Source organism: Ferruginibacter sp. SUN106 (assembly GCF_050611765.1).
GTDB lineage: Bacteria > Bacteroidota > Bacteroidia > Chitinophagales > Chitinophagaceae > Ferruginibacter.
Genome location: NZ_JBODJC010000004.1, coordinates 350,430 through 368,890, shown reverse-complemented (window position 1 = coordinate 368,890; position 18,461 = coordinate 350,430). Strand labels below are relative to the sequence as shown.

Genomic DNA, 18,461 nt, shown 5'->3' with positions numbered 1-18,461 from the left:
AGATGCTTATTCTTTATTGAAGAGAGATAAAATAGTACCAATTACTAAAATTATTTCAACTGACTCGCCGTACGCACCGCAGGTGCCTTAATAAAATCACGGGGGAATTTTTTAATGTAGCGCCATAGAATACCCAGGAATTCAGGATATTCTTTTAAATGTATACCGCGGCTTTTTACCGCTACAATAAATGCCAGGCTAAAGCTTACTGCAAAGTTTAAAAAGCCAATACTGAATACCCCGGCAATAGTATACCATAACTCCTTAGCGGAGATCGCATTGTCCATACCAAAAAGCCCTATGGCAGTGTTGGCTGCAGAGATAGTGATGTGCCGGATATCGAAAGGAAGGCCAAATGTTTTTCCAAAAAAACCGGCCATACCCAAAAAAAAGCCGAGTGCAATATTACCGATAAGTGCGCCCAGATTATTTTCGATGTAATGAATAATTTTATAACGCCTTTTTTCACTAAAAGTATTTTTAAAAGAAGATAAACTGCGAAGCCGGTCGCCGATCTTTCCATACACTACATAATTTTCTACATAGCCTGCAATTAACCCGCTGGCAAATAAAAAGAAACCGGTAAAGCAGGCATACAATAAAGCCAGGCTATGAAAGGGTTGCTGATCGGTTAATAACTTGTGTGCGGCATTAAATTGCTCTGGTGTATTGCCACCAACAATTTTTGTTCCGGTAATTTCAAAAAATAAAAAGGCTAAAATATAGGTGAGCGGAAATACGACGGCCAAATTTCCTGCAAACGAAGCTAGTTGTGTACGGCTTACTCTTGCCACAGTAATAGCAAGATTACGCAGGTCGGGTTGCTCGCCAATTTTTTCCACATCAAAAGAACTGGCTACATTATTAGCGGTATATGCCGGTTGCTTGGTAGCTAAAGTAGACCCTGTATCCTGTATCAATATAAACCCCAGCGAATAATTGGTACTGTATAAAAAGCCTTGCCAGAAAGGTGCCAGCTTCATCTTACCCAGCAAATTTTTCACCACACCAATAAAAGAAATAATTACGCCGCCGCCTGCTGCACTCCAGAACATTTTCCAGAATTCTCTTCTTGTGGTACTGATATATCTTTCACCTGTACGGCCACCATGCTCAGCAATCTGGTAAGCTAAGTAGCCTGTGTTCTCACTTAAAAATTCTCTTACCGAATTTTTCCTGTTCTCATTATGCACTACAGTCTTAAAATAATTGGCAAAGCGTTCGGTATTTAAAGCATTATCGCTATCCAATACATCAATAATAATAAACAAACGGTTGATCTGTTGTTGTAACCTTGTAAGAATATATGTTTGCGCAAGGCTGGTGCCATAGGTCTTTCTTTGATCTCTTATCCACTGAATACTTTGATTGCAATTATGTAGCGCTTCGGTAGCATTACCCAATAAGATGCGCTGTGTTTGTGCATCTTTACCAGATTCATAAGCCAGTAAATATTCATTCACCAAACGGTTCTGTTCTAAAAAAGGGTAAATAGCATCTTCAAAATTATCGTAGCGGTGCGTCATCTCCTTTTCCAGCCCCAGAGTTGTAATGCGGTAACTGAGCAACTGCAATGATTGCTGTAATTGTTTTATCAATGCCGGTTCGGTAAGATTGATTTGAATACCCAGCATTTCAAAAAACTGTTTCCATAATTCATGATCTATACCTTCTACCCAGATATGATCACTCTTTTTATAAAATATTTTGTTGATCACATATAAAAAATTATCAGGGCTTTGCAGCGCCGGTAAAATTTTATGTTTGAGTTTGCTTTGTAACTCCTGCACAAAACCGCGGCTGCTTACAATGCCGCTCTCGGTAAGTGCCGTTACTATATTGGTTTTTACAAACTGGCTTAATAATGCTTTACGTAAAGAGAATAAAGATGTACGCTCCTGCCCTACCTGGTACAGTACGGCTTTAAATTTCAGTTCGGCTTCTTCAATATTGCGGGGATTGTCGGGGCGGATTTTTTTAATCAATTCCACTAAAAACTCCAGGCTACGGTTGCCGGTATGTAAAGGCAACACTACGGCCTGTTGCTTCACTGGCAGTTCTGTCCCCTCCTTCTTTTTCTTTGTGATCCGCAGCATTGTTCTGGTGAATTTTTTAAATATGTTTTCCTGAGCCGTTGGATCTGAGTTGAGAAAAACTAAATCATTCAGTGTTTGTCACTCACGATTCACTATTCACAGTTCACGACACATATTGACAATTATTGTGCCTTAAATGTTGCACCAGTGGCGTTTTATAAAAAATTCGTATTATTTTTGCATTACCACATGCACGCAGTTCAAACACATACTGAAACCAAAGGCTGGGAAGCCACCGATACAATGACCACTGCAGATGAATCCTGCACTTTAATTGTATGGAATGATGAAGTGAACACTTTTGAATGGGTGATAGAAACCCTGATGGAAGTATGCGGCCATACCGAACAGCAGGCTGAGCAATGCAGCATGATCATCCACACCAAAGGCAAATACGCCGTAAAAGAAGGCAGCTACGACACACTTAAACCACAATGCGATGCCATTACCGAAAGAGGTATTAATGCAACCATTGAGGTGTTTGAAATTTAATTTATCTCCCGCAGGTATCGCTGAATAACCAGACAAGAATGCGTTGCATTCTGTTTTTTTGTGACGAGCTTTATTGCCTTGATCTGACATCGTTGCGTCGCACTCTTCAACTGAATAGCATTTTTCAACTTTTATTTTACCGTGGAATATCCTAATATTGAATCTCCTTTAATACGGCGGTTTTCGCACAAAGCTATAGGCAAAATGGAAATTAAATTATTAGTTTTAAGAACAACCGATATACAAAAGCTTGCAGATTTTTATGCTGTTTTTGGATTAACTTTTGAATATCATAAGCATGGCAACGCTCCCTACCATTTCTCAGCATTGATAGATAAGACTGTACTGGAAATTTATCCTCTAGCAAAAAATCAAACTGAGGCAGATAGAAATTTAAGGTTAGGTTTTAGCGTTGATAATTTTAACCAGGTTGTTAGTACGCTTAAGGAAAATCAAATACTATTTAGTGAGCCAACCAGTACAGATTTTGGTTTTATGACAATAGTTACTGACCCCGATGGACGCAAAATTGAATTGTATAAAAAATAAATCTTACTTTAATTCTATTAATCATGAACGAAACATCTTACCAGCAACTGGCCGCACAGCTCCGCCGCCCCACCGGCGAAGCAGGCATACAAACCGGCGAATGGATGAACCGTGGCAATACACAAATTAATATGGATACCCTTGCCATATTGAATGCGATGGCAGGCGATACTATTTTAGAGATTGGTATGGGTAATGGTTTTTTTGTTCAACATATATTACAAATAGATGACAGCATCCAATATACCGGTGCCGATTTCTCGGATGTGATGGTTAAAGAAGCGGAAAGGATAAATGCAGTATGGGTTGATAAAGGCCGGGCTGATTTTATTTTATCTGATGTTGCTGCGCTGCCATTTGCTGCTGCAGCTTTCAATAAAATATTTACCATTAACACTATTTATTTTTGGGATGATGCGGTAACCATACTGAGCGAAATAAAACGGGTGTTGCAACCCGGGGGAAAATTCATTGTTACCCTACGGCCCAGGCGACAGATGATAAACTACCCTTTTACAAAATACGGATTTCATATGTTCAGTAAAGAGGAAGCAGAACAACTGCTCATTCAAAATGGCTTTACCATACTGCAGTCGACGGAATTACAGGAGCCGGATTTTGAATTGAATGGCCAAATGGTAAAAATGGAAAGCCTGGTTATTGAAGCCGTAAAAAAATAATCTTTATTGAAATGCTGAATTATACGCCTGCTACATCCTGAGCCAAAACCCTAAAAAAAACATAGTTTTGGCTCAGGATATTATCCTTCTCTTTGCATGGGGATAAACAAATCATCCAATGTAAGTTGCTGATCTATCAATCCAAGGCTATGCTCATTAGCCTGTAACCCGGTGCTGGTGATAAGTGTTATAAAAAGATGTTTCCGTGTTTTGGTTTCCTGTTGAAAAATATATTTTTTTTGTTGCAGGGCTGCTGCATATTTTTTATCTAACGAAAATTTGTTTTCGTAAAATTTTATTTCGCAAAGATTGATACAATTATCCCTGCGACTGATAACAAGGTCTATCTGGGCTGCACCTTTAATGCTGTTGCCCTTACTTTTCCATATTGCTGTTTCGCTGTAAATGCCGCCAATACCCAATGCTTTTTTTATAGCCGGAATATGTTTCATACAAATGCTTTCAAACGCCAGGCCACTCCAGCTTTTCCAAGTAGGCGTATCGCTCAGGCGCACCCAGGTACCTTTGCTGCCACTGCGATTGGCCTCCATAAATTTTAAATAAAACAAAGAGTATTCGTCTGTTAATTTATAAATACTGTCTTTTACTTTTTTTTCCACCGGTACATAAGGCGTAATAAAGCCCGAAGCGGTTAACTCTTCCAGTAATGCCGTAGTACTTCCCCCGCTTTGTAACTTACAGGCTTTAATTATTTCATTGCGGTTTAAACCCATGGGTTTGGCTGCCAAAGCTCTTATTACTTTAAAATGCCTGTCAGCACTATCAAATAACGCTTTATATAAATCGGTAAATTCATTGTATAAAAATCCGTTTTTGGCAAAGCAGGCTTTGTCAATAATTTGTGCTGCACTTAAACCCGTTGCCGCCTGTTCCAGGTAATGGGGTACACCACCAAAAGCCATGTATAATTGTGTAACCTGGTAGCGGTTTAATTGTACGTTCCTGCTTTTTAAAAATGCTTCTGTTTCGTTCAGGGTAAAAGGTTGCAGGGCAATTTTATGAGTAATACGGTTATGCAACCCGCCTTTGTTGCGTACTACATTTTGTATCATCCAGCTTGCTGCAGAGCCACAAAGTATCACGGCCAGGTTATGTTGTTTGCTGGCCCAGGTATTCCAGAATTGTTCAAAGGCAGCTAAAAAGTTGGACTTGGGTGTTTGCAGCCATGGAAACTCATCTAAAAAAAATACTACTTTTTTGCGCCGCATTTTCTTTTGTAACAAGCGGGCTGTTAACTCAAATGCCGCAAACCAGTCGGCAACTTCCGGCAATGCGATATTGTTATTCAGTTGGGTAGCCAATGCCCTGCAATAACCGGTTAATTGCACAGCAGTTTCTACATTATGAATACCCGAGTATTCCAGTACAATATGTTTTTTTAAGTAACTACGGATAAGGTAGGTTTTGCCTATTCTCCGCCTGCCGTATACAGCAACTAAATCAGCCTTTGTATTAGCCAGAATGCCTTTGAGCAAAAGCTTTTCTTCGTCCCTGCCAATAATACCTGTTTCCTGCATAGTAATTTATCTTGAGCCAAAAGTACAAATAATTTACAGTTTTGGCTCAGGATTTTATCTATATCCTGAGCCAAAACTATGTTTTTTTATTAGTTTTGGCTCAGGATAAAAGTAATCCCCGGCTACAAGAAAGTATCATTTCCCTTACAGTTCATTTAGAAATATGCTACAGTAAGAATAAAAAAATTACCATTACGCTCTTTATTCTGCAATTATTTTAATTAAACAAACAATGGTAAATTGCACCGGTAATTATTATTTATGCAGTATTATATTATAGCAGGCGAAGCAAGTGGCGATTTACATGGCAGCAACCTTATTAAAGAACTGCGTAAGCTGGATCCTGCAGCAGGTATCCGTTGTTGGGGAGGCGATAAAATGGAAGCCGCCGGCGCTACCTTGGTAAAACATTACCGGGACCTGGCTTTTATGGGTTTTGTAGAAGTAATAAAAAATCTACGCACTATTTTCCGCAATATTGATTTTTGTAAAAAAGATATTACAGCACATACACCCGATGCATTAATATTGATTGATTACCCCGGCTTTAATTTACGCATTGCCAAATGGGCAAAGCAGCAAGGCATAAAAGTGATCTATTATATTTCGCCGCAGGTTTGGGCATGGAAGGAAAACCGGGTAAAAGGCATAAAAGAGAACGTTGATAAGATGCTGGTGATCCTGCCATTTGAAAAAGATTTTTATAAAAAATGGAATTACGAAGTGGAATATGTGGGGCATCCCTTAGTAGAAGTAGTTGATGGTTTTTCGTTGGCTGTTGGCGGCAAAGAACCGCTTATAACGAACAACGGCCAACCAGTAACGAACCTTGTTGCATTACTCCCTGGCAGCCGGCAGCAGGAGATTTTAAAAAAACTGCCCATCATGCTGGAAGTGGCTAAACATTTTCCGGCTTACCAGTTTGTTGTGGCTAAAGCGCCGGGTTTAGAAGAGAGTTTTTACAACGAACTATTAGCACCTTACAGCAACGTATCATCTGTAGTAAATAAAACCTACGAGCTTTTATCACAATCAAAAGCGGCATTAGTAACAAGCGGTACTGCTACTTTAGAAACAGCCTTGTTTGCTGTGCCGGAAGTAATTTGTTATAAAGGCAATGCCCTCTCTTACCAGATTGCGAAACGATTGATAAAAATTAAATTCATTGGCCTGGTGAATTTAATTATGGATAAAGAAGTAGTGAAGGAACTGATACAGGATGAATTGACTGTAGACAACTGCAGGAGAGAATTGGAATTATTACTCACCAATGAAAGAAAGCAACAGCAACTTGCTGCGGATTATGCTGCATTAAAAAACCTGCTGAGTAAGGGTGGGCATGCTTCCGCTAATGCAGCAAAAAGTATTCACCATTTTCTTACTGCATCAGCGTAAAAGTTTTACTGCCAATATTATCATTGCCACAATAAAAAGCATAATAGAAAGCCGGTTAATAAAATGCATGGCTTTAATATTAAACGTATGTGGTGCATCGGCGCTTTTCTTTTTGATAAATAAATATTCGGCAACCTGCCTGCGTATTCCCATTTGTCGGTAAGATTACTTTTGAACTGCTAAATTATAACGTAAATTTGTTAACACCAGATTTTGTTAAAAGTTCAGCTCCCGGAAAACTAAAATTGTTCATCTTCCGTATCTTTTTAAAATAAAAAACATGAAACATATTGTATTAGCTGCTATTATACTTATCTCAGCAGCAAGCTGTTCATCAGCACAAACAAAAACTTATGCGGTAACAAAAACTGATGCTGAATGGAAAAAACAGCTGACAGCAGAGCAATACCAGGTAACCCGTAAAAAAGGCACCGAAAATGCTTACACCGGTAAATACTGGGATAATCATAAAGCCGGTATTTACAAATGCATTTGCTGTGGCCAGGAATTATTCAGTTCAACTACCAAATTCGACAGCGGTACCGGTTGGCCCAGCTTTTGGCAACCATTGGTAAAAGCTAATGTGGAAGAGCTTACAGATAACAGCTACGGCATGGTACGTACCGAAGTAAACTGTAGCCGATGCGGTGCTCATTTAGGCCATGTTTTTGATGATGGCCCAAAACCAACAGGCCTGAGGTATTGCATGAATTCAGCCAGCTTAACATTTATTCCAAAGAAATAGACGCTCCAATGAATTTGAGGTTTGAAATTAACGGCGTATCTTAAAATCGTTAGTTCAAACTTCTATTTAAAAAAAGTAATGGCTCAAAAAAAAATTATACAAAAACACCCGCTTGCTATACGATGGTTTCACTGGATCAATTTTCCGGTGCTGGGTGTAATGATCTGGAGCGGCATGTTGATTTATTGGGCTAATGATGTGTACCGCTTGGGCTGGGGCAATACCACTGTGCTTAAATTTTTTCCTGATTCATTTAATAAGGCATTGAATATTCCTTTCAGGTTAGCAGAAGGTATGAGCCTGCATTTTGTTTTTATGTGGCTGTTTGCTATCAACGGTTTGATCTATGTTTTATACCTGTTGTTTTCAAAAGAATATAAATTTATCTTTCCCAATAAAAAATCTTTACAAGAAGCAGGACTGGTGTTACTGCACGACCTGCATTTGAAAAGAGGATTACCTCCTCAAAAAAAATATAATGCGGCACAACGCATTGCTTATACCGGTGTAATTTTTATGGGCCTTGGTTCTTTATTAACCGGGCTGGCTATTTTTAAACCGGTGCAGCTGTATTGGCTATGTACAATTTTAGGTGGTTACGAATGGGCAAGAGCAGAACATTTTATATTAACGATCTTATTTTGCCTTTTCTTTTTAGTACATATTATACAAGTGATACTGGCAGGCTGGAACAATTTTGCAGCAATGGTAAGAGGTTTTGAAACAAAGACGCTCCCTCCTGAAAAAACCAGGATAAATTCCGGGGAAACTGATGAAGACACTACTAAAGAAATTTCAACTGCATCAAATTAGTTAATCATGCAAACGCTTGAAGAAAAAATAATTGAAACAAAAAAGATCAGGAATAAAACCCTGGTCTCTTTTTTGTTTTTCTTTTTGTTTATCGCATCATGCGTTGCCGCATGGCAATGGCTGCACCGGCAACCAGAAGACAATGGTACTCCCAGGCCATTAAGAGCGGTTTTAAATACCAACGAAAAAATTTTCATGTCTCTTTTTGCCAATAACCACCTGGCAAGATCTTATCCTATAAAAGATGCAGTACCAAGGGTAAGAGTAAACGGCGATGCAGGCATGGGAGATAATTTTGATGCAGCCAATTGGAAATTGCAACTCATTCGTAACATCGGCGATACGCAGTATATTTCCATAGATGAAATTAAAGCCCTTCCCAAAACCGAAATTATTTTTGATTTTAAGTGTATTGAAGGCTGGAGCCAGGTTACTCATTGGGCGGGCGTAAAGTTTACCGACTTTGTGAAGCAATACAAACTGGATGCACAAAGCCAGATGAAATTTGTGGGACTCAACACACCAGACAAAGAGTATTATGTAGGCATTGATACCAAAAGTATTTTGCACCCTCAAACCATTTTATGTTATGAAATGAATGGCAAACCGCTGCCCATGAACCAGGGTTTCCCCCTGCGGCTGATTATCCCCGTTAAATATGGTGTAAAAAATATAAAACGCATCGGCTCTATCTTCTTCAGTAATGAAAGGCCACCGGATTATTGGTATGAGAGGGGTTATGACTATTATGGCGGCTTATAAAAAATTACAGTTTCTTTCTCATCATATGTTTGTATTGTTGTAATTTTAGAATTACTTAACTGATACAAACCGGCACAATTTGGTATATACATCGGCACATATTCTTTTAAAAGAAAAAGAAAAGTTTGAAGCATTATTTCAATATGCTTCAATGGGTATATTAGTAATAAACGACAAGAGCGAAATCGTTCTTGCTAATAATTTTCTGCTATCGCAATTTGGCTATACCAATATTGAGGAACTGGTTGGCAAAAAAGTTGATGCACTCATTCCTTCCCGCTATCATCATAACCATACCAAACATCTTTCCAATTACAGTAAAAAACCTGAACGCAGGCCAATGGGTATTGGCAAGGACCTGTATGGTATAAAGAAAGACGGCACCGAGTTTCCGGTAGAGATCAGTTTAAGCCATTACGGGGCCGATGAAGGCAGTTTTGCCATTGCATTTATCAGTGATATTACCAAGCGTAAGGAGATTGAAAATGCGGTACTGGAGCAAAAAGAACAACTGGCCGATATCAATTTAAAAATTGAAGAACTTAATAACGACCTGGAACAAAAAGTAGAATTGCGAACACAGCAATTACAGGAAACATTGGTGCAACTCCAGGATTCAAAAGAAGAGTTAACCAAGGCATTAAGTAAAGAAAAAGAACTGAGTGACCTTAAAAGCCGTTTTGTTTCTATGGCTTCGCATGAATTCCGAACGCCACTGAGCACTATACTTTCTTCGGCTTCCTTAGTAGCAAAATATACCGAAACCGTACAGCAGGAAAACCGGGACAAACATATACAACGCATTAAAACCTCTGTCAACAACCTCACAGATCTCCTCAATGAATTTTTATCCATTGGTAAAATTGAAGATGGAAAAATTACAGCGCATTATACTCAATTTAATATTAAAGAAATGTTGGAAACGGTTTGTGCAGAAATGCAGAACCTTGTAAAACCCGGGCAGCATATACAATACACTCATGCCGGAGATGCAGTCGTTAATCTTGATCCGGCTTTGCTAAGAAATGTAATTCTTAATCTCTTATCTAATGCCATTAAATTTTCTCCCGAAAACGGGATCATTACTATAAGCAGCGCCACTAAACAAAACGAAATTGTTATTACGGTAAAAGATAGTGGCATTGGCATTTCAAAGGAGGACCAGGAACATTTATTTGAACGTTTCTTCAGGGGTACCAATGCTTCTAATATACAAGGCACCGGCCTGGGCCTGCATATTGTTAGTAAATACATAGAATTGATGGACGGACAGATTTCTTATACCAGCGAATTAGAAAAAGGAACCGAATTTATTATTAAATTTACCGTTCTTTAACCTTTACTACATAACCAACATTTATATGAAGCACTTACTGCTTATTGAAGATAATAATGAGATCAGGGAGAATACAGCAGAAATACTGCAACTGGCCGGCTATACTGTGGCTACTGCCGAAAATGGTAAAAAAGGGATAGAGATAGCACTTCAAAAAAAGATCGACCTGATCATTTGTGATGTAATGATGCCTGTGCTGGATGGTTATGGTGTATTACACCTTATTAATAAAAATCCCGAACTGGTAGGTATTCCCTTTATTTTTTTAACTGCAAAAGCAGAACGTAACGATTTTAGAAAAGGAATGGAGATGGGTGCCGATGATTATATCACCAAACCATTTAACGATATTGAATTACTGAATGCAATAGAAAGCCGCTTGCATAAAGCCGACATGCTGAAAAAAGAATACCAGAGCAATGCAGCTGGTGTACAGCAAATGCTGAACGAGTTTGGCGGAAAAAATGCATTGCAATATTTAACCGAAAGCGGCAATATCAACCATTATAAAAAGAAACAGATCATTTATACCGAGGGCAACCACCCGGTACGTTTGTTTTATATAGAAAAAGGCAAAGTGAAAATTTTTAAAACCAACGATGACGGTAAAGAATTGACAGTGGGCCTTTTTAATGAAGGTGATTTTTTTGGTTACACTGCATTACTCGAAGAATCTGTATATAAAGAAAATGCTGAAGCTATTGAAGATGCAGAGATTGCCGTAATACCAAAAGAAGATTTTGAAAAACTGATGCATTCCAACTCTGGTGTGCAGAAAAAATTTATTCAGTTACTGGCAAAAAATGTTTCTGAAAAAGAAGAACAGCTATTGGGCATCGCCTATAATTCCTTAAGAAAAAGAGTGGCTGATGCTTTGATTACGCTGCAAAATAAATATAAGAAAGAAAGTGATGCCATTTTCTCGATGCATATTTCCAGGGAAGACCTGGCCAATATTGCCGGCACAGCTACAGAATCGTTGATCCGTACGCTAAGTGATTTTAAAAATGAAAAATTAATTGAGATTAAAGAAGGCAATATTTTTATACTCAACGAAAAAAAGCTGGCTTCTCTTTTAAATTAATACCCTTTACAAAACTGAAATGAGGTATTTATTAAACTCATTTTTTAGTTGTGTAAAGTTTTTTTCCAGGTATTCAATTTCATTACGCAGCTTGGTCTGCTTAGCTTCTGTTTTTTTAGCCGCTGTTATTTTAGCCGACTCTGAAGGTATTTTAAGTTCAGCATCCATTTCATTTATATCATGCCTCAGTTCGTCCATGAATTCATCTTTAATGATAAATTGATTTTGAAAATGTTCGGCCAGTGCCAGGAATTCCTTGTCTGTATTACGATCAACAACCTCCGAAAGACGGGTTTTTAGAAAAGCATTTTCCTGCTTAAAAAACTCAAGCATTCTTTTCCATGTCAGGTATTCATGGCGATACTGGTCTAATTTGGCGGTATAACTGCTGGTCATATTAGTAAACACTGAATATTATTTTTTTGCTTTCTTAAATTTATTAAACCTATTTTTTCTGTCTCACTTTTTTACCAATCTTCGTCATGCTAAATGATGAACTTAATCAGGTTTTGCACAACAGCTTTTAATTTCTTTTTTCTCTATATCGGCCCTGGGGCTCACATACGGTATACCCAGCCCCATACCCCTGAGTATAAGCAGGCAGGCCATCAGCATCATCATATACGGATAAGCCTTGCGTATTTTTTGCCTGATACCAATACTTACATAGTTGCCAAAGAAAGCAACACTCCACATTACCGGTAAAGTACCTAAACCAAAAAATGCCATAAATAATACGCTATTGCCAATATCGCCGGTAGCTACTGCCCCTGCTGCAGCCATATACACCAATCCACATGGCAGCAAGCCATTTAATAACCCTATTGAAAAAAGGGAGGAATAATTTTTTCTGAAAAAGAGTTGCCCTAATGCAGCTCTGATCTTTTCAAAAAAAGACAAGAGAAAATTATTGTTATTAAATGATGCTATTCTTTTAGGCAATATGATAAAAACAATGATCAATATGCCTAAGATGACAGACAGCCATTGCTGGTATCCAAACAGCGCCACACTTTTACCCAGCGCACCAAATACCAACCCGAATACGGAATAAGTAACCACCCGGCCTGCATTATACAAAAAGGCACCGGAAAATTTTGCCCAATTACTATCACTGCTCAATGGTAATGATAAAGCCAACGGACCGCACATACCCACGCAGTGAAAGCTTCCCAGCAATCCCATAGCAAATGCAGCAAATATTAATTGTACCATTGGTTACTACTTAAATAAATATTTTCTTTTCAAAATAATAATTCACACCATCTACTATCCAGCTGATATGCAATTCGTGTTGCCCTTTGTTACCTTTGGTAAGAGCGATAGTAAATACCTGGTCATCGGTGGTAAAATCCTTTACTATATCTTTAGTTTCATCAGCAGGACAATACAACTGTGCATTGCCACTTATCTTTTTCCCTGCAAAATCTTTTGGAAAATGCAATACCACCTGGTTATCTTTTATCTCGTACTTTATATCTTCAGACAGGGCATTGGCTTTACCGGTTGCATCAATACGTTCCTGGTATTTCAATTCTTTGGCATAATAATCTGTTGTAACCAGGTCCATTTTTTGATTGGATGATTTAAATACCATAAACATGATGCCGGCAACAAAAATGCCGTAAACAAAAAGTATTTTATATCCCCAGTTCATAGTAAATAATTTATCAGTTATATATTTCAGGGCCAATAAAATTAGCCGTGATGGTTTTAATTTTTACATTATTCTCATACATACCAATCTTAAGTTCTGTCTTCCAGCCTTTAATATCGTTGCGATTGAGTTTAATAAAAAACTGCAGGTGAGAATAATCTTCTTTTTTAACTATCATACTTACACTGCCAACATATTCAATCTCGCCATTAAGATTTTCCAGCTTTAAAGTAAACGGAATGTCTTTATGTGTTTTGTTTGCCAGTTTTAAATTATACAGGTTACTGATACGGCCATCAGGCAATGAAGTATACGTCATACCTGCAGTACGCATCAACCTTGCATCAAGGTCAGTTCTGCTCACCAATAAAAATACCAGTAATGATAATAACAGTGCTAGCACTGCTGTGTAGGCTTTTATTCGTGTGGTAAACTTTAATTGCACCCCGTTAGTGATACTATTTTCAGAAGCATAACGAACCAATCCTGTTGGCCTGTCGATACTGGTCATGATGGCATCGCAGGCATCGATACATGCTGTACAATTCACACATTCTAATTGTGTACCATTCCTGATATCAATACCTGTGGGGCAAACACGAACGCAGGCAAAGCAATCAATACAATCACTCTGCGGTTTTAGTTTTATTGCTTCAAATTTTGCAGTAATGCTTTTACAAGCACCATCTTCTTTACAATCGGTACACTTGCAATCATGGTCATCTTTCTTTTTTAATTTCCCTCTTGGTTCTCCCCTCACCCTGTCGTATGCCACCACAATAGAATTTTTATCTAACAGCACGCCTTGTAATCTTCCGTAAGGGCAAACCACAATACATGCCTGCTCACGAAACCACCAGTACACAAAGAAAAATACAGAGGTAAAAATGAATAAGGATATTAGTGTACCAACATGTGTTGCCGGATTTTGCACATAGCCCAGTAAAGTATCCATACCGATAAGATAGGCCAGAAAAAAATTTGCAATAATAAAAGAGATCGCAAAGAACGCAATAAATTTCGCTGCTCTCTTTCTGATCTTCTCCGCATTCCAGGGCATGTTTTTTAATTGCTTTTGCTTTGCTGCATCTCCGTCAATCAGGTACTCAATTTTACGGAAAACCATTTCCATAAAAATTGTTTGAGGGCAGGCCCAGCCACAAAAAATACGGCCAAATACTACGGTAAACAAAATAACAAATACCACAAACGTAAGCATGGCAATACCAAAGATGAAAAAATCCTGCGGCCAGAAAACCATTCCGAAAATGATGAATTTTCTCTCCAGTATATTAAACATCAACAGCGGCTCGCCATTTACTTTAATAAACGGCAGCGTAAAAAAAACAATGAGGTAAAAAACACTAAACCAGGTACGTAAATTATACAACCTGCCCTTAGGCTTTTTAGGATTAATAAAATTTCTTTTACCTTCCTTGCTTATTGTTGCAACTGAGTCTCTGTAGCTGCCTTTTTTGTCTTGTACAATAGTTTCTTCCATAATTCATGTTCTCCTACTTTTTTGATACGGTCTTTACCGTATCTGTTTTATTTACCACCGTAACTTTTTTTGTATTGGTAGTATCAGTTGTAGTTTTCTTTGTTGAATCAGCTGCAGGTGTTGCTGCGGTTTCAGTATATAACTCTCCCTGTGCTGCTTTGGGATTTGGAGGATTAGTACCATGCAATGTTTTAACATAGCTTGCTAAAAAACTAATCTCTTTTGGCGTATAATCTGTAGCCCAGGATTGCATTCCTTTATCAGCATAACCATTTTTTATAGTATGAAAAATATCATTTAATGAACCTTTGTGCAACCAGTAATCGTCTGTAAGATTGGGACCTGCACCACCTTCGCCCAGTTTGCCATGACAAGCCCAGCATTTAGTTTCAAAAATTTCTTTTGCTCTTGCCAAACCTGTCGCATCGGCCATTGGTACATTATTCTCATCTATTTTATCCTTATTGGTAGATTCATAAATTTCCTTTTCTATTCTTGCATTTTCCATCTCTGCGGCATACTCTTCTGTTGGGTTTTTTCCATTACCAAAAACATGAAAATTGAATATGTAAATAAAAGCTACCACGATAGTGAAGTAAAAACCATATTTCCACCATGGTGGTAATGCATTATCGAGCTCCCGTATACCATCATAGTTATGGTCCAGTAGAATGTCGGCTTCTTTTTCAACCGGAATAGCTTTGGTAAATATTTTTTTATCCATCCTTGCCCACCATTCTTTTACTGCTGATTTTTTTACAGCAGTAGCTTCTTTTTGTGGTAACAGTTCACTGTAAATTCTTCTGATAGAAAATGCCAGGAATACGATTGCTATTACTTCGGTAATAATTACAGTAACAAAAAGATAAAATGAAGTGGCAGAAAGACCTCCATAATTAGGCACCACAGTTACTGCATCTTTTGCTGCATCCTGTGCTGCTGCACTTTGTGATGCAAATAATAACACCAGTACTATAATTGCGGAGATTACTTTGGTTGCATTTTTTTGTTTTTCCATTAACTGCCTGCTCAATACCACAAGCACCTGGCCTAATCCCCACAATACAAAAGCAAGTACTATCGTCATTATCACCAATAATGTGGCCAGTTGATTATAACCCGATGTTACGGTAGTGGGTGCTGCAGGAGTTGTTGTTTGTGCCATAGCAACAGATACAACAAACAGTGCAGCTATTGCAAGAATGATTTTTTTCTTTATTAAATATATAAAATGCATACTGATCTGATTTATAAGGTTGAGTTAGTTAGTTCTTCATTTTCAAAAGGGATATTAGATAATTCAGTAACCCTTTCCTTTTTCATTTTTACCACCAGTACGGTAAGTACTATAAAAAAGATGAAGAATATGAATAATGATATCATAGGATAGATATTCGCATTATTCATTGTTTCGGCATATTGTTTTATGAATTTGAACATGGCTTATTTATTTGAAGTGGCTGTTTTATTTTTACTGATATCTACACCTAAACGTTGTATGTAAGCGATCAATGCGATCACTTCTTTTTTAGGTGAAATGCGAATGCTGTCATTAACCAGGTTATTGGATATCTGCTGAGATTGCGTTACGAGATCTGCCACTGCATTTTTTTCATACCCTTTTTCATAAGGAACACCCAGGGTTCTCATCGCATTGATCTTCGCCTCTGTATTGGAAATATCCAGGTCGTTACTCAACAAGAAAGGATATGCCGGCATTACAGAACCTAAGCTCATTGATGAAGGCTCACGGAAATGGCGAAAATGCCAGCCATCTGTTTTCTTAAGGTTACCCGTTCCTTCTCTTGCCAAATCCGGACCGGTACGTTTACTACCCCACTGGAACGGATGATCGTAAACAAATTCACCTGCCTTGGAATATTCACCATAACGTTCTGTTTCACTTCTGAAAGGGCGTATCATTTGGGAGTGGCATACATAACAACCTTCACGTACATAAATATCTCTTCCTTCAAGCTCTAATGGTGTGTAAGGTTTTACACTGGCGATGGTTGGTACATTTGATTTGATGAGGAATGTTGGAACTAATTCAATCATTCCTCCAATTAATATTACTACTAAACTCAGCAACATCAGCTGCACAGGTTTTCTCTCGATCCACCTGTGCCAATGTTCACCTTCGTGTTTTACATATTCTTTTTGTAACGGTGCTGCTTCTGCTTCTTCATTGGCTACAAGTTTACCTGTTCTAACAGTTTTGTATAAATTAACAATCATGAAAATAACGCCGATCAGGTACAGTGTTCCACCTAAAGAACGCATAGCGTAAAATGGCCTCATGTAGGTAACTGTTTCAAGAAAAGTATATTTCAACTGTCCTGCATCGGTAAATTGTTTCCACATAAGGCTTTGTTGTATACCTGCCCAATACATAGGTATGGCATAGAATAAAATACCAAGCGTAGATAACCAGAAATGGTTATTGGCCATTTTTTTAGAGTACAATTGTGTTTTAAAAATACGTGGAATGATCCAGTACAAAACACCAAAGGTTAGCATACCGTTCCAGCCTAATGCGCCTACGTGTACGTGTGCAATGATCCAATCGGTATAATGCGAAATAGCACTAACACTTTTTAAAGACAACATCGGCCCTTCAAAAGTAGCCATACCATAAGCGGTAACAGCCACCACCATAAATTTTAAAATTACATCATCACGTACCCTGTCCCATGCGCCACGAAGTGTAAGCAAACCATTGATCATACCACCCCAGCTTGGGAAGATGAGCATGAATGAAAACACCACACCAAGAGATTGTGCCCAGTTAGGCAATGCTGTATATAATAAATGGTGAGGGCCAGCCCAGATGTATAAAAAGATCAAAGCCCAGAAGTGAATGATGGAAAGACGATAAGAATAAACAGGACGGTTAGCCGCTTTTGGCATAAAGTAATACATCAAACCCAAATAAGGAGTGGTTAAAAAGAAAGCCACCGCATTATGGCCGTACCACCATTGTACCAACGCATCCTGTACACCGGAATAAAAACTATAGCTTTTCAACCAGGTATAAGGCAATTCCCCCGACCGTACTAAATGCAAAACTGCAACGGTAACAAATGTGGCGATGTAAAACCAGATAGCCACATACAAATGTTTTTCCCTTCTTTTAATAATGGTACCAAACATATTCCATCCGAATATTACCCATATCACTGTGATAGCAAGATCTATCGGCCAGATCAGTTCTGCATATTCTGCACCTTGTGATAAACCCAAAGGCAAAGTGATTGCTGCAGCAACAATAATTAACTGCCAGCCCCAGAAATGTATATAGCTCAGTTTATCACTGAACATTCTTGCTTTACATAAACGCTGCAGGGAATAATATACTCCCATAAAAAGCCCGTTACCAACAAATGCAAAAATTACGGCATTGGTATGTAATGGACGAAGCCTGCCAAATGAAAAGTATTGCGTAATGTTTAATACCGTAGGAAACACCAGTTGCAACGCTACCCACAGCCCCACCAGCATACCTACAGCACCCCATACGATCGTGGCGTAGGCAAAGTTTCTAACAATCTTGTTATCATAATAAAATTTTTCTACCTGCATAGTTTATCGTTTAAGTTTTGTTGAGTTTTGGGTTTTATTTATAGATGGAATTGCTTTGGTATCATCAAAAAGCATACGTACAGAAGGGGTGTAATCGTCATCATACTGGCCGGATCTTACACTCCAGAGAAAGGCGGCTAAAAAAACCGAAGCAACAAATATGCTGATACCGATTAGAATAAATAGTACGCTCATTGAAAATGGTTTTATAGATTCAAAAGTAGCAGGCGC

At 38.3% G+C, this 18,461-nt stretch carries 20 protein-coding genes; 9 read left to right on the top strand and 11 right to left on the bottom strand.

The window, feature by feature from the left end; genetic code table 11:
* Positions 1 to 50: 50 nt before the first annotated feature.
* Positions 51 to 2,096 (bottom strand): site-specific recombinase, encoded by a 2,046-nt coding sequence (locus ACQ334_RS17665; protein WP_430989577.1) that lies wholly within the window; start codon positions 2,094 to 2,096, stop codon positions 51 to 53.
* Positions 2,097 to 2,285: 189 nt separating this feature from the next.
* Here ACQ334_RS17665 and ACQ334_RS17660 point away from each other — a divergent pair, with 189 nt between their 5' ends.
* The 3 genes from ACQ334_RS17660 to ACQ334_RS17650 all read left to right on the top strand — a co-directional run bounded on the left by ACQ334_RS17660 (position 2,286) and on the right by ACQ334_RS17650 (position 3,817).
* On the top strand, positions 2,286 to 2,588 hold the full coding sequence (locus ACQ334_RS17660) for an ATP-dependent Clp protease adaptor ClpS (RefSeq protein ID WP_430989576.1): 303 nt from the start codon (positions 2,286 to 2,288) through the stop codon (positions 2,586 to 2,588).
* A gap of 204 nt (positions 2,589 to 2,792) precedes the next feature.
* Positions 2,793 to 3,137 carry a VOC family protein gene (locus tag ACQ334_RS17655; RefSeq protein ID WP_430989575.1) on the top strand — a complete coding sequence of 115 codons (345 nt, stop codon included), beginning with the start codon at positions 2,793 to 2,795 and terminating at the stop codon, positions 3,135 to 3,137.
* Between the two features lie 23 nt (positions 3,138 to 3,160).
* Entirely contained in the window at positions 3,161 to 3,817 is a 657-nt protein-coding gene (locus ACQ334_RS17650; protein WP_430989574.1) for a class I SAM-dependent methyltransferase, read from the top strand.
* A gap of 80 nt (positions 3,818 to 3,897) precedes the next feature.
* Here the strand turns inward: ACQ334_RS17650 and ACQ334_RS17645 are convergent, their stop codons facing one another.
* On the bottom strand, positions 3,898 to 5,355 hold the full coding sequence (locus ACQ334_RS17645) for an AAA family ATPase (RefSeq protein ID WP_430989573.1): 1,458 nt from the start codon (positions 5,353 to 5,355) through the stop codon (positions 3,898 to 3,900).
* A 261-nt stretch (positions 5,356 to 5,616) separates the two neighbouring features.
* On the opposite strand from ACQ334_RS17645, the gene lpxB reads away from it, so the two are divergent.
* The gene (gene lpxB, locus ACQ334_RS17640; RefSeq protein ID WP_430989572.1) at positions 5,617 to 6,750 is read left to right on the top strand and encodes a lipid-A-disaccharide synthase; all 1,134 of its coding nucleotides are present in this window, start codon (positions 5,617 to 5,619) and stop codon (positions 6,748 to 6,750) included.
* On the opposite strand, the gene ACQ334_RS17635 is transcribed toward lpxB, so the two are convergent.
* Complete coding sequence (locus tag ACQ334_RS17635) at positions 6,742 to 6,903, bottom strand: DUF6728 family protein (protein WP_430989571.1); 162 nt, start codon at positions 6,901 to 6,903, stop codon at positions 6,742 to 6,744. The two genes, lpxB and ACQ334_RS17635, sit on opposite strands and share 9 nt — an antisense overlap.
* A 127-nt stretch (positions 6,904 to 7,030) precedes the next feature.
* Here ACQ334_RS17635 and msrB point away from each other — a divergent pair, with 127 nt between their 5' ends.
* The 5 genes from msrB (at position 7,031) to ACQ334_RS17610 (ending at position 11,490) form a co-directional block, all read left to right on the top strand.
* Complete coding sequence (msrB, locus tag ACQ334_RS17630; protein ID WP_430989570.1) at positions 7,031 to 7,495, top strand: peptide-methionine (R)-S-oxide reductase MsrB; 465 nt, start codon at positions 7,031 to 7,033, stop codon at positions 7,493 to 7,495.
* A 78-nt stretch (positions 7,496 to 7,573) separates the two neighbouring features.
* Positions 7,574 to 8,308 (top strand): cytochrome b/b6 domain-containing protein, encoded by a 735-nt coding sequence (locus tag ACQ334_RS17625; protein ID WP_430989569.1) that lies wholly within the window; start codon positions 7,574 to 7,576, stop codon positions 8,306 to 8,308.
* A gap of 6 nt (positions 8,309 to 8,314) precedes the next feature.
* On the top strand, positions 8,315 to 9,070 hold the full coding sequence (locus ACQ334_RS17620; protein WP_430989568.1) for a molybdopterin-dependent oxidoreductase: 756 nt from the start codon (positions 8,315 to 8,317) through the stop codon (positions 9,068 to 9,070).
* A 79-nt stretch (positions 9,071 to 9,149) separates the two neighbouring features.
* Positions 9,150 to 10,406, top strand: a complete 1,257-nt coding sequence (locus ACQ334_RS17615; RefSeq protein WP_430989567.1) for a PAS domain-containing sensor histidine kinase — start codon at positions 9,150 to 9,152, stop codon at positions 10,404 to 10,406.
* Positions 10,407 to 10,431: 25 nt separating this feature from the next.
* Entirely contained in the window at positions 10,432 to 11,490 is a 1,059-nt protein-coding gene (locus ACQ334_RS17610; RefSeq protein WP_430989566.1) for a response regulator, read from the top strand.
* Positions 11,491 to 11,496: 6 nt separating this feature from the next.
* Here ACQ334_RS17610 and ACQ334_RS17605 read toward each other — a convergent pair whose 3' ends face one another.
* From ACQ334_RS17605 to ccoS, 8 genes are all read right to left on the bottom strand, one after another.
* Positions 11,497 to 11,898, bottom strand: a complete 402-nt coding sequence (locus ACQ334_RS17605) for a hypothetical protein (protein ID WP_430989565.1) — start codon at positions 11,896 to 11,898, stop codon at positions 11,497 to 11,499.
* 90 nt (positions 11,899 to 11,988) lie between these two features.
* Entirely contained in the window at positions 11,989 to 12,705 is a 717-nt protein-coding gene (locus ACQ334_RS17600) for a sulfite exporter TauE/SafE family protein (RefSeq protein ID WP_430989564.1), read from the bottom strand.
* A gap of 10 nt (positions 12,706 to 12,715) precedes the next feature.
* On the bottom strand, positions 12,716 to 13,147 hold the full coding sequence (locus ACQ334_RS17595; protein ID WP_430989563.1) for a FixH family protein: 432 nt from the start codon (positions 13,145 to 13,147) through the stop codon (positions 12,716 to 12,718).
* Between the two features lie 13 nt (positions 13,148 to 13,160).
* Positions 13,161 to 14,648, bottom strand: a complete 1,488-nt coding sequence (gene ccoG, locus ACQ334_RS17590) for a cytochrome c oxidase accessory protein CcoG (protein ID WP_430989562.1) — start codon at positions 14,646 to 14,648, stop codon at positions 13,161 to 13,163.
* A gap of 13 nt (positions 14,649 to 14,661) precedes the next feature.
* The gene (locus ACQ334_RS17585; RefSeq protein WP_430989561.1) at positions 14,662 to 15,885 is read right to left on the bottom strand and encodes a cbb3-type cytochrome c oxidase N-terminal domain-containing protein; all 1,224 of its coding nucleotides are present in this window, start codon (positions 15,883 to 15,885) and stop codon (positions 14,662 to 14,664) included.
* A gap of 11 nt (positions 15,886 to 15,896) precedes the next feature.
* Positions 15,897 to 16,088 carry a CcoQ/FixQ family Cbb3-type cytochrome c oxidase assembly chaperone gene (locus ACQ334_RS17580; protein ID WP_430989560.1) on the bottom strand — a complete coding sequence of 64 codons (192 nt, stop codon included), beginning with the start codon at positions 16,086 to 16,088 and terminating at the stop codon, positions 15,897 to 15,899.
* A 3-nt stretch (positions 16,089 to 16,091) separates the two neighbouring features.
* Entirely contained in the window at positions 16,092 to 18,230 is a 2,139-nt protein-coding gene (gene ccoN / locus ACQ334_RS17575) for a cytochrome-c oxidase, cbb3-type subunit I (protein ID WP_430989559.1), read from the bottom strand.
* Between the two features lie 3 nt (positions 18,231 to 18,233).
* Entirely contained in the window at positions 18,234 to 18,425 is a 192-nt protein-coding gene (gene ccoS, locus ACQ334_RS17570) for a cbb3-type cytochrome oxidase assembly protein CcoS (protein WP_430989558.1), read from the bottom strand.
* Between the last annotated feature and the right edge of the window lie 36 nt (positions 18,426 to 18,461).